The following is a 12740-nucleotide window of genomic DNA, read 5'->3' on the forward strand; positions in this document are numbered from 1 at the left end:
AAAACCATGTTATTTTGACATTAATAAACTACGCTCCCGCCGGTATATCAATAAAAAAAGTAGTGCCTTTGCCCGGTTCGGTCTCAAACCATATCTTTCCGTTATTCTGTATCACCATATCCTGGCAAAGTATCAAACCTAAATGGCTGCCCTTTTCGCCGTGTGTACCGCTGCTGCTTAAACTATGCTCTAAACTAAAAAGCTTTTGCTGTTCGGCCTCGCTAATACCCGGGCCGGTATCACTAATGGTAATTAACACACGGCCACCCCTTTGTTCAACCCTCAACACAATTTCATCGTTCGGGTTACAAAACTTGATCGCGTTCGATAATATGTTTCTTACCACAACGTTAATCATGTTCTTGTCGGCAAAAACCGTTACCGGCTCGGTAGCCCTGTTCACTACCTCCAATTTTTTCAAACTTATCTTACTTTCAAAAAGCTTAATGTTCTCGGCCACACAATCCGAAACATCAAAATTAACAGCATTAATAATAATACCCTCCATTTGGCTTTTTGACCATTCCAACAGGTTATCCAAAAATGTACCCGTGTTAATAATGGTATCCTCAAGCTTAAGCAACAACATGCTCAACTCATCATTACTGAGATCCCCTTCCCGGTAAATAGAAAGCAGGGTTTGCAGCGTACCTATGGGGCTCCGCAAATCGTGCGAAACAATGGAGAAAAATTTATTCTTGATATCGTTCATCCGTTCCAGCTCAAGGTTTTGGCTGTTGGTGAGTTCTATCTGCGCTTTAATTTCCTCGTTTAGTAATTCAAGCTCTTTATTAATAGTTGCTATCTCTTCTTTTTGTAAAAGCAATTGTTTGTTAGCAGCCTGTTTTTCGCGGTTACGTTTTAATAATACCAGCACAAGCAGGGTAACAAATACCAGTATAACCAGGGTTATAACAATCACATTGCTATACCGTTTAAGCCGTTCCAGGTTATCGTTATTTTTTGATGAAATGATCAGGTTATTCTTATTTAACTCCTCGTTTTCGGTTTTCACCCTACCAACCTCAACCATGTTAAGTTCTTTTAAAGACCGGGCAGCTTCAAATTCATCCTGCGATTTGATATAATCCGATTGGTATTTAAATGCCTTTTTAATATCGCCTGTTGCTGTGTAAACCGATACCAACCTATCCATCGCTTCAGCATCACCAGCCTTGGTTCCAACCTCTTTACTAAGCTTTAAGCATAACAAGGCCGAGCTTTCTGCTTTAGCGTAATCCTTCATTCCCAGATAAGCATCGCACAGGTCGAGCAATAGGGCGCATTCTTCATACTTATCCTGTAAACGGCGAACGGTGTTTAAAGCGCTGTCTAAATAAACAAGCGCTTTGTCGTATTGCTTTTTGTTGGTATAAACCTTACCCAAATCCTTTTTAACCAAAGCAACCCCATTTACATCACCCAGTTTTTCGCGAATGGTTAAACTTCGTGTCAAATAATCTATAGCCTTTTCATTTTCGTGGAGCGCCATATAGCAGCCGCCTACCGTAAACAAGCCATACCCAATTCCCGCAGTATCTTTCAATGCTGTATAACTTGCCAAACTTTGGTTAAAGTAGCTCTCCGCAATTTTGTATTGCCGCAAATCAAAATAGATCGATCCAATATTGGTATATAATTGATTGAGCAGCTTTTTATTATCCAACTTTTTCAGGATAACCAAAGCATCCAAATAACACCTTATGGCATCCTTTGTCTGACTAAGCCTATCATAAGTAAACCCCATGTTCGACAGGCTCTTTGCCGTGCCTAATTCATATTTGTTTTTTACCGCCCTCACATACGCCTGCTGCACTACCAGCAAGGTGCTATCCATTTTACCTTGCACAAAATAATAGTTACCCATTTGCAGGTCGGCATCAACAATGGCGTTTTCATCGTGCAGTTTTACGGCCAGTCCCTTAAATAATTTAGTGTAATAAAGTTTCTTTACAGGATCAACCGATCCGTAAGCCTTAGCCAGCTGGCTATACAATTTTAACCGGGAAGTATCGGCTGGGTTTTGCTTTAGTTTAACCTCAAGCTCTTTAACCTTAGCAGGCTGCGCAAAACCATATTGAGTAAAAAACGCGGAGAGTAGTAAAGCAAAAAAATATTTGACACACTTGGAGAGCCGCGGCATACATTAGGGTTTATACAGGTAAGGCAAATACCACATACTTGATATTTGTATCCGGTACTTACAACTAATGTATGAAATGATTTTAGCTAATGGGGAAGAATAATGAGGAAGTTACAACCAATTGCGCTCATGTTAACCACAAAAATCTTTATATAACAATCTTAAGGCGTACTAATTTCGAAGCATCTCAAAAGTAAATCCCAAATCGAACATCCCCAATCCCGAACCAAACCTAATTCACAAACCTACCCGTAATATCCACCGTCCGGGCAAACGGATTAATATAAGTATTGGCCAATACGGCAAATTCACGGCGGGTTATGGCGCGGTTAACATCAAACTCGGTGGTAAACTTAAACCTGGTTTTCCAGTATTTGGCCATGTTGTTGTTGAGGGTTTCCGGGTCGGCCAATGTCATTTCGCTAATAAAGGATAGCATATTGCCTACCGTAAATGCCTCGCCCGGTTTTGCTTTATTGAACCATAAAAACGCACGGGTATACAGGTCAAGCAGAATAGGTTTTACCTCGCTGGTTAATACCGTAGTATCGGGTAAAAAGTAAACCGCGGCAGTTTTGTTGTTTACCTTTTGTACACCTCTTAATAAACCGGTAGCACCCACCTGTTGTATGGCCCTAAAATCACGGTCGCTTAAGTTAACATCTGCAAAAGGCATCAGGTAGCCTTTAAAATCCAATAATTCGTTTTGTATTTTGCGTACTTGCAGGTCTTTAAGGTCCTTGGTGGTCAGTTTAAAAAAAGCGATGTATGCGGCAACCGTACCCGCGCCTTGCCCCAAAGTCATTTGCACACTCGGATAAAAACTGCTGGCATTAACCAAATGCGTGGTCGACATGGCCTTCTCGGTCACCAAAAAATTATCAATACCCCTTACAATCACCGCGCCCATCGGTATGCTATACCCCGGCATAGGCGGATAAGCCGTTTTAGGCGCCTTGCTATCTGCCGGATAATGTTGCCCCGGACTCGCATCACCAACGCCTATCGAAGTGCGGTAATACAACTTGCCCGCATTATCATAGGGCGTACTGATCTCGTTCATCGTCATCCGAATGATGCCCTGCGCGCGCCTGGCCTCGCGGATATACGGGATATACGGTAAGCCATCGGCACTACCAAACTCTTTAGGGTCAATACCAATATTCTTCATACCCATTTCCGTCTCAATAAAATAAACAAGCCCCAAAGTATGCTGCTTTACTTTATGATAATAAGCCTCCCTGTTTTCCGGCTCCAGATCATGCATCGTAACCGGGAAACTATTGGCACAATCCGCCCATTTGATCATAAATTTATTGTTCGGTATTCTACCGCCTTCCAGCATCTTTTTAATGTCTTTCCCTTTCAGACAGGCATAATCCGCTGCGTTATAGCCTTCGGGTTTAGGTATGGTATGGTCGGCAGCATCTTTATAATCTTTAACAATGGCTATCCAGGTAATTTCCTGTATCAGCGGATTAGCCTCATCAGGAGCAATAGCCTCGCCGGTAGCTTTTTTACTTTCAAAACCAATATCAAATTTAGCCCCCGCTTTAGCGGCGATATCGGCAGTTTCGGTAGCATCAATAACTACCTGCGCTTTAACGGTTATTTGTTTTCCCTTTTCGGTGATGGTAAGCTCCCAGCCGTCGCCATTTTTTTTGATGGATGTGCAGGGGGTATTCAATTTCACAGTCAAATGCTTCACCGTATCGGTTATCTTTTTCAGGATGGCCGCCCCGGTATAAGGTTCAAATTTTAAAGCGGCATTGGCTGCGGTATCAAAACCCGGCTCCTTTTTATAAAACTCGCGCACATGTTTCCTAAACTCCCCCCATATGCCCGATGGTAAGTTCCGGTTGGCATCAACAATGCAATTAGCGCCCGCGGTTAAGCTCCCACCCAACCAGGGGCCTGGTTCTACTATTAATGTTTTTACATTGCTGCGCGCGGCTTGTATCCCCGCGGCAACACCACTGGCGCTGCCACCAATCACCACTACATCGGTTTTAATGGTTTGGCCGTACGCCACTGTACATCCGGAAATTAAGAGAGAGAGTAAAAACTTTTTTATCATGCTTTAACTTTAAACAAGTACAAAACGCTAATTTAGAACAAACCTTTTAAGCATGGTAAAAAATAATACCCGTAAGCGCTTTATATTATTCGGCATCAGCCTTTTCAGCTTTGTATTTGGCGCCTTTGTATGGAACAAGGTAGAACAATTACCCATAACTATTGATATGCTTAACCAGGCCCAAAAATTGTTTGGCCTGGAGTTTACCCAGCCTCAAAAAGAGCAGATGCTGACCACGCTCGACAAGCAAGCCAAAATATACCAGGAATTACGAAACCTTAAACTCCCAAACAGCGTTGTACCTGCCTTAAACTTTAACCCCATTCCGGTTGGCTTTGTTGATCCCGACATGCGCAAATACAGCAGTTTTAAGTTGAGTAAATTAACCACACCCGTAAAACTCCCTGCCGATAAAGCTGAATTAGCTTTTTATACCATCCGCGAACTGGCCGAACTGATCCGCACCAAACAGATCACTTCGGTTGAGCTAACCCGTTTCTTTTTAGATCGCTTAAAAAAGTACAATGCCAAGCTGCTCTTCGTTGTTAATTTCAGAGAAGAACTGGCCCTTAACGAAGCCGCCCGTGCCGATGCCGAAATTAAAGCCGGCAAATACCGTGGCGTTTTACATGGCATCCCATTCGGCGTGAAAGACTTGCTATCCACATCCGATACCAAAACCACTTTTGGCGCGGCCCCTTACCGGGATCAGGAATTAAAGGTTGATGCAACCGTAGTAAAACGCCTGCAAGATGCCGGAGCCATACTCATAGCCAAACTAACCTTAGGCGAATTAGCCATGGGCGAAACCTGGTTTGGCGGCATGACACGCAACCCCTGGAATATTACCCAAGGCTCAAGCGGCTCTTCTGCCGGCCCAGCATCATCCGTTAGTGCCGGGTGCTTACCCTTCGCCATCGGGTCCGAAACTTTGGGCTCCATCGTATCCCCGTCGGATAGGTGCGGTGTTACCGGCCTGCGCCCGTCATTTGGTCGCGTAAGCAAATACGGCGCAATGGCTTTGAGTTGGAGTATGGATAAATTAGGCCCCATAACCCACAGCGTTGAGGATGCCGCCATCGTATTCAACACCATCCAGGGTACCGACCCTAAGGATCTGAGCACCATTAACTGGTCGTTCGCCTACGATGGCAATGTAAAAAAAGACCTTAAAGGCTGGAAGATCGGATACCTTAAAACATCCTTCAGCAACAAGTATTTAAACCCGGTTAACGATTCTGTCACCTTGGTCAAACTAAAAGAGTTAGGAGCAACCTTGATCCCGATAGAATTACCAAGCCTGCCAGCATCGGCAATAGGCTTGGTATTAGATGCCGAAGCCGGTGCCGCTTTCCAGGATCTGATATTGGATAACCGGGCAGATATGCTGGCCCAGCAAGGTAAAGACTCCTGGCCAAACGTTTTCCGTTGCGCCCAGTTTATCCTGGCGGTCGAGTACATTAACGCCCAGCGCGCCCGCACCCTGCTTATCCAACAATGGTACGAAAAATTGAAAGGGCTGGATCTTTATGTAGCTCCATCCTTCAGCTCAAATTTGCGTTTAACCAACCTAACCGGTAACCCCTGCGTAGTAGTGCCCAACGGTTTTAAAAACGGACAACCAACCAGCATCACCTTTAACGGTCAGCTTTTTGGCGAAGGCAAAACCTTAGAAGCCGCCAAAATTTATCAGGATGCCACAGACTTCCACAAAAAACACCCAAGTTTGAATTTTTAATCTGATTCACCATGACCGAACTTGATCCACTAAAATACCCCATAGGTAAATTCACCCCACCAACATCATACACCGAACAGCAAATGTTAGCCTGGATAGATGATATCCGCTCCCTTCCGGGCAAAGTACGCAATGCTGTAATGCCCCTAACCGAAGCACAACTGGACACACCCTACCGCCCCGGCGGCTGGACCATCCGCCAGGTAGTTCATCACATTGCCGATAGTCATATCAACGCCTTCATCCGCCTCAAATGGACGCTAACCGAAGATAACCCCACCATTAAACCTTATGAAGAAGCCGACTGGGCGCTACTCCCCGATTACAAACTCCCGGTAGAGCCAAGCCTGCGTATGCTCGAGGGTTTGCACTTGCGCTTTGTAGCCATACTGGAAAGCCTGAACGATGACCAATGGGACCGCACCTTTGTCCATCCGGCAAGCGGCGAAACAATCCCATTACGTAAGTTATTGGGCTTGTATGCCTGGCATGGCAATCACCATTTGGCGCATATTAAAGGTGCTAAATTCTAAATATGAAAGATTTAGCAACAGATATTGAAATTGGTAAAAAGATTTTTCACGATGTACCCAATAATCTAATACCAGATTGGGCGGGGTTATATTATCTTGCTTTGATGATTATATCCCTAATATTCCTCTAGAAATAAGCGATTTATACCCGATTATTTCCAACAAAAACAGATGGAAAGAAGCTCATAACCAATTCACTCAAATAAGACTTTTTTTATTAGCACATCCAAGCTTTAAACCTGAGGCCTATTTGTTGCTGGCCGAAACAGCTGCGAAGATTACTTACAATGCGTCTAATGAACCCGCTCCATTTGATGCCGATAGAGGATATTGGATTCCCAAATTAGCGATGCAAGCAGCGGAATACTTTAAAGATGAACGGCTTAAAGAACAATTAACATCAACTATCTTACTCTTTAAAAAGAATAAAAAGTTCAAGGAGAGCCTTATAGCTGCAAAAGATTTTTTGCTGTATAAAAAAATCGATGCTATCCTTTGGTATGATTGGGACCCAATAGGTATTAATGATGATTTCCCTCGAGATGAATATCAATCTTACGTACCAGGGGCTTACAATTTAAAAAAGGCCGGTACAGGTAAAGAAGAAATTGCAGCATACCTGTTAAATATTGAAACAGAGCGCATGGGAATGAATGGAGGATTAGATAATTGCTTAAAAATAGCCGAAAAAATAATTAATCTTTAGAATATTCACTCGCCTAAGTTGGTGTTGTCATTAACATTAAGCAACATCAAAACATATCCTCAACTTTTTGAGTTAATCTCAAAAAACAAATCCATGCCCGAAGGTCCATCCATTGTTATTCTCAAAGAACTTGTCCATCCGTTCAAAGGCCAAACTGTAGAAAAAGCCAGCAACAACAATAATAAACTGGATATAGCTATCTTAAAGAATCAAAAGGTAACCGACTTTAAAACCTGGGGTAAAAGCTTTTTCATCTGCTTTAAAAAATTTAGTATCCGCATTCATTTCGGTTTATTCGGCTCATATCGCATAAATGAGCATACGGCCAAGCCTGCACGTTTGCATTTACAATTTGACGATAGCGAACTCAACTTTTATGCCTGTACTTTACAGCTGATAGAAGAGCCATTAGATAAGCTATACGATTTTACAGCCGATGTGATGAACCCCAAATGGAGTAGCCCAAAAGCTCTTGCAAAGATGCTTGCGGAGCCCCAAATGTTGGCTTCCGATGCGCTGATGAACCAGCAAATATTTTCGGGCGTGGGGAATATTATTAAAAACGAAGTGCTTTTCCGTACCCGCATCCACCCGCTTAGCGAGGTTGGCCAAATCCCCGCCAAAAAACTAAAGGAAATGGTGCACGAAGCCGTTAAATACACCTTCGAGTTTCTGGAGCAAAAAAAAGCGGGCACACTTAAAAAGCATTGGCTGGCGTACAAAAAAGCAACCTGTCCGCGCGACAACGTGCCCTTCCAAATAGCAGATACAGGTAAAAGCCGCCGCCGTACCTTTTATTGCGATAAATGCATGGTACTGTATAAATAGTTAACACGGATACCCTATTTTAGCGTATACAATCCGGCTATTATGTATAAAACAATTGTATTCTCCCTGCTTGCAGTAGTATTTGCTTCTTTATCATTCGGCCAGCCAAAGCAACAAACGGTTATCACAACCGATATTGATAACTTTTGGAATGCTTATGACAGCATCCGCACCACAAACGATAGCGTAAAACAGATCAGGTACATCCTCAATCTGTACATTGATAAAGGCACATCCGGTTTAAAAGCCTTTATGGCTGCTAAAGATTATACGGCAGAATCGTGGGTGAGCAGCATTCGTCAGCACCCCAAATTCTGGAACTCCATTCGCCCCAATACTCAAAAAGTAAAGAATCTTGACGCGGAGTTTGAGCCGCAGATCGCCAAGTTAAAAACCCTGTATCCCGAATTAAAACCTGCAAATATCTACTTTACCATAGGCGCTTTACGCTCGGGCGGAACAACGCAGGACGGTCGTGTTTTAATAGGATCAGAGTTGGCTACCGGTAATGCAGAAACCGATATATCGGAATTTACAGGCAACACGCGCAAGTTTTTAAACACCTATTTCATTACCGATCCTATTAAAAATATTGTTGCCTTAAACATACATGAATATGTGCATACCCAGGAAGGCCATTACGGTTATAACCTGTTATCGCAATCCATTTACGAGGGTACCTGCGATTTTGTAACCCAACTGGTAACCGGTAAAACCATGCCCCTTCCCTACATGGATTTTGGCCCGCAGCATGAAGCAGAAATCAGGGAAAAGTTTAAGGTAGAAATGTACATGCCATCATGGAACAACTGGCTGTACAATAGCGGAAGCGGCGGCAATTGGGTTCCCGATCTGGGTTATTACATGGGTTATGCCATCTGCAAATCGTACTATCAAAATAGCCCCAACAAAAAGTTGGCGGTAAAGCAAATGATCCTGTTGGATTACACCGATAGTGTAGCAGTTGAGGCATTTTTAGCCAGATCAAAATATTTTAAAGAGCGTTTGGATAAACCCGCCTTAATAAAGGCCTACAATGCCAAACGGCCATCCGTTGTTAAACTGATCCCGTTTACAAATGGCGATACCTTGGTAAATGCCTCAGTAAAAGAAATCCGTCTTGAATTTTCTGCCGAGATGGCGCGAAATACATCTATTGATTACGGGCCATCAGGTAAAGATCATTTTCCAATTACAGGTCACCTTGGCTTCGCCGCCGATAAAAGATCTATTGCTTACCAGGTAACTTTGAAACCCGATACAGAATATGAATTTGTGGTGAATGACGGTTTCAGATCGGCTGACGGATACCCTTTAAAAACTTACCGGGTAAAATTTAAAACCCGGAAATAAAACTCGACTTTGATATCTTTTTAAAAAACCCTAAATTTGATATATGGAACTGTTGTTGAAAAATGTAGACCCAAAGGATTTTACGCTATTGTATGATCTGGCTCAGCGTTTGGGTATACAGGTAGAAGCCAAAGATGATTACGACCCCGAATTTGTAGCTAAGATCCTAAAAAGCAAACAACAAGCAACAGAAGGCAAAGTAACTGTTATATCAGTTGAGGATTTATGGAAGTAGCCTTTACCGATGATGCTAAAGTAGATTTAAACTATTGGAAAGACCACAACAATCCAAAAATCAAAGAAAGAATTTCCCAACTTATATTGTCAATACGCCAACACCCATTCAAAGGTATTGGTAAACCCGAACCGTTAAAGCACAATCTTTCAGGTATGTGGTCCCGACGGATAGACAGCGGGAATCGCTTGGTTTATGAGGTAAGCAAAGAGCGGATTACCATACACGGATTAAGAGGCCATTACAAGAAACGATAATTAAGACATCGCTTCAAATTTTATATTTCGAAATCGCACACCCAATTCCGAAATCAAAATACCGTCATAATCCCAACAAAACCTTACGGTATCAAACTATATGCCGTACCTTAACGTTAATTAATTTTTGAAAGGATAATATGCGTGGTTTCGGGTTTTCAAAGTACATTCCTCAGCAAATAACAAAAGGCGGTTTCGACGATCTGTTGAAACTGTTTATGGAATTGCTCAACTACACCGCCGGTGATGCCGGCGAGGCTTTGCAGTGGATGAATGAGCTGGATAAGAAATATAAAATGACCAATGACGAGTATGGCATGGGCGATTTTATTGACGACTTGAAAAACAAAGGTTACCTGAAAGAAGATGGCGAAACCGGCGAGATCAACATCACCGCCAAGGCAGAGCAAAGCATTCGCCAGTCGGCATTGGAAGAGATCTTCGGTAAGCTAAAAAAATCGGGCAAAGGCAATCACCGTACACCACAATCAGGCCAGGGCGACGAGAAAAACTCGGAGCGCCGCGAGTTTCAGTTTGGTGATAGTTTGGACCAGATAGACATGACGCAATCTGTACACAACGCGCAGATCAATCATGGGATAGATGATTTTCACCTCACCGAACGTGATCTGGAAGTAGAAGAAATGGATTTCAAAACCCTGACTTCTACCGTGCTGATGATCGATATATCGCACTCCATGATACTTTATGGCGAAGACCGGATAACCCCCGCCAAAAAAGTAGCCATGGCTTTAGCCGAACTCATCCGCACCAAATATCCTAAGGATACTTTGGATATTGTGGTGTTTGGTAACGATGCCTGGCCCATAAGTTTAAAAGATTTGCCCTACCTACAGGTAGGCCCGTATCACACCAATACTTACGCCGGTTTAGAGCTGGCTACCGATATTTTACGCCGCCGTAAAACACACAACAAGCAAATATTTATGATTACCGATGGTAAGCCAACCTGCTTAAAAGAGGGCACCAAATATTACAAAAACAGCATCGGGCTCGACCGTAAAGTAGTGAACAAAACCCTGAATATGGCCGCCCAATGCAAGCGCCTTAAAATACCCATCACTACCTTTATGATAGCTAAAGACCCATACCTGCAACAGTTTGTACGCGACTTTACCGAAACCAACGGCGGCAAGGCATTTTACAGCTCACTTAACGGCCTGGGCGAATACATTTTTGAAGATTATATTAAGAACAGAAGAAGAACTGTAAGATAATAACCTGTTGTCATTGCGAGCGATAGCGTGGCAATCGCACGGAAGCAGAGCAAACATACAGAGCGAACCAGTTTCCGTGCGATTGCTTCGTTCCTCGCAATGACAAATTGTACTACTAAACACAAACATGAGCATACCAACCATAAAAACATTAGGCGAATTAAAAAAGAGCGGTTACATCAGCCGTTCAGTAAAAGAAGAACTGCGCGAGAATCTGATCACCCAACTGCAAAAGCAGGAAGGTGGTTTTGAAGGCATTATTGGTTACGAGGATACGGTTATTCCCGATCTGCAAACCGCTATCTTATCCCGCCATAACATTTTATTACTAGGCTTACGCGGACAGGCCAAAACCCGTATCGCACGTTTGCTCATCAATTTATTGGATGAGTACGTGCCTTATATTGAAGGTTCTGAACTTTACGACGACCCATTAAACCCTATATCATGGTTCGGTCATAACGAGGTTAGCGCTAAAGGTGACGCTACCCCGATTGCCTGGTTGCACCGTTCAGACAGGTACACCGAAAAGCTGGCTACACCAGATGTTACCGTTGCCGATCTGATCGGTGATGTTGACCCGATTAAAGCGGCTACTTTAAAACTAACCTATTCGGATGAGCGTGTATTGCACTTCGGTTTAATCCCGCGTGCGCATAGGGGCATATTCGTAATTAACGAATTGCCCGATTTGCAGGCCCGTATTCAGGTATCTTTGTTCAACATTTTGCAGGAAAAGGATATTCAGATCCGTGGCTTTAAATTGCGCCTGCCATTGGATATCCAGTTTGTATTCACCGCTAATCCGGAAGATTATACCAACCGTGGCTCTATTGTTACACCATTAAAAGACCGTATCGAAAGCCAGATATTAACCCACTACCCGCGCAGTGTCGAAATCTCGCGCAAAATAACTCAGCAGGAAGCTTCCATATCGCCTCAGCAAAAAGCAACTATAGAAGCTGATGGCTTGGTTAAAAACCTGATAGAGCAGATCGCGTTCGAAGCCCGTAACTCGGAGTACATCGATAAAAAATCAGGTGTATCTGCCCGTTTAACCATTTCGGCATACGAAAACCTGATCAGCAATGCCGAGCGTAGGATGATCATCAACAAAGAGAAATCAACCTTCGTCCGCATCAGCGATTTTTTAGGCGTTATCCCGGCCATCACCGGAAAAATAGAGCTGGTTTACGAAGGCGAGCTGGAAGGCCCGGCCAAGGTTGCCAATATTTTGGTTGGCAAGGCCATCAAAACTTTGCTACTCCAATACTTCCCCGATCCCGAAAAGGCTAAAAAATCAAAGGCTAAAAACCCGTACAGCGAGGTGATCAATTGGTTTGGCAATGGCAACACATTGGCACTTATTGATGGTTTACCTTTGCAGGAATACAAAAAACTACTGAACTCGATAGATGGCTTAAAGGATATCGTAAAACAGTTCCATCCCAAACTAACCGAAAACCAGCAGCTATTATTAATGGAGTTCATTCTGCATGGCTTAGCCGAGTTTTCTCAATTGAACAAAGGCTTTTTGGATAATGGTTTCGCTTTCTCGGATATGTTTAACAGCCTGTTCAATTTACAGCCCGAGGATGAAGATGAAGAGGATGATCGCTATTAATTAATAAC

At 43.2% G+C, this 12740-nt stretch carries 11 protein-coding genes; 9 read left to right on the top strand and 2 right to left on the bottom strand.

Annotation, left to right across the window (positions count from 1 at the left end):
• Positions 1-28: 28 nt before the first annotated feature.
• Complete coding sequence (locus tag ABIN91_RS20775; protein WP_348053496.1) at positions 29-2143, bottom strand: tetratricopeptide repeat-containing sensor histidine kinase; 2115 nt, start codon at positions 2141-2143, stop codon at positions 29-31.
• Positions 2144-2375: 232 nt separating this feature from the next.
• A complete protein-coding gene (locus ABIN91_RS20780) occupies positions 2376-4220 on the bottom strand; it encodes an FAD-dependent oxidoreductase (RefSeq protein ID WP_348053498.1) in 1845 nt (614 codons plus the stop codon).
• Positions 4221-4272: 52 nt separating this feature from the next.
• Here ABIN91_RS20780 and ABIN91_RS20785 point away from each other — a divergent pair, with 52 nt between their 5' ends.
• The 9 genes from ABIN91_RS20785 (at position 4273) to ABIN91_RS20825 (ending at position 12732) form a co-directional block, all read left to right on the top strand.
• Positions 4273-5958, top strand: coding sequence for an amidase (locus ABIN91_RS20785; protein ID WP_348053500.1), 1686 nt, complete (start codon positions 4273-4275; stop codon positions 5956-5958).
• An 11-nt stretch (positions 5959-5969) separates the two neighbouring features.
• A complete protein-coding gene (locus ABIN91_RS20790) occupies positions 5970-6491 on the top strand; it encodes a YfiT family bacillithiol transferase (RefSeq protein ID WP_348053502.1) in 522 nt (173 codons plus the stop codon).
• Between the two features lie 76 nt (positions 6492-6567).
• On the top strand, positions 6568-7197 hold the full coding sequence (locus ABIN91_RS20795; RefSeq protein WP_348053504.1) for a hypothetical protein: 630 nt from the start codon (positions 6568-6570) through the stop codon (positions 7195-7197).
• Positions 7198-7290: 93 nt separating this feature from the next.
• On the top strand, positions 7291-8025 hold the full coding sequence (locus tag ABIN91_RS20800; protein ID WP_348053506.1) for a DNA-formamidopyrimidine glycosylase family protein: 735 nt from the start codon (positions 7291-7293) through the stop codon (positions 8023-8025).
• A 42-nt stretch (positions 8026-8067) separates the two neighbouring features.
• Positions 8068-9378, top strand: coding sequence for an Ig-like domain-containing protein (locus tag ABIN91_RS20805; RefSeq protein WP_348053508.1), 1311 nt, complete (start codon positions 8068-8070; stop codon positions 9376-9378).
• Between the two features lie 43 nt (positions 9379-9421).
• On the top strand, positions 9422-9613 hold the full coding sequence (locus ABIN91_RS20810; protein ID WP_348053509.1) for a DUF2683 family protein: 192 nt from the start codon (positions 9422-9424) through the stop codon (positions 9611-9613).
• Positions 9604-9870, top strand: coding sequence for a Txe/YoeB family addiction module toxin (locus ABIN91_RS20815; protein WP_348053510.1), 267 nt, complete (start codon positions 9604-9606; stop codon positions 9868-9870). The genes ABIN91_RS20810 and ABIN91_RS20815 overlap by 10 nt, the downstream gene beginning before the upstream one ends.
• A 140-nt stretch (positions 9871-10010) precedes the next feature.
• Entirely contained in the window at positions 10011-11108 is a 1098-nt protein-coding gene (locus ABIN91_RS20820) for a VWA domain-containing protein (RefSeq protein WP_348053512.1), read from the top strand.
• Between the two features lie 127 nt (positions 11109-11235).
• A complete protein-coding gene (locus ABIN91_RS20825; protein WP_348053513.1) occupies positions 11236-12732 on the top strand; it encodes a sigma 54-interacting transcriptional regulator in 1497 nt (498 codons plus the stop codon).
• Positions 12733-12740: the final 8 nt, after the last annotated feature.

It is taken from the genome of Mucilaginibacter sp. (assembly GCF_039921305.1).
GTDB lineage: Bacteria > Bacteroidota > Bacteroidia > Sphingobacteriales > Sphingobacteriaceae > Mucilaginibacter.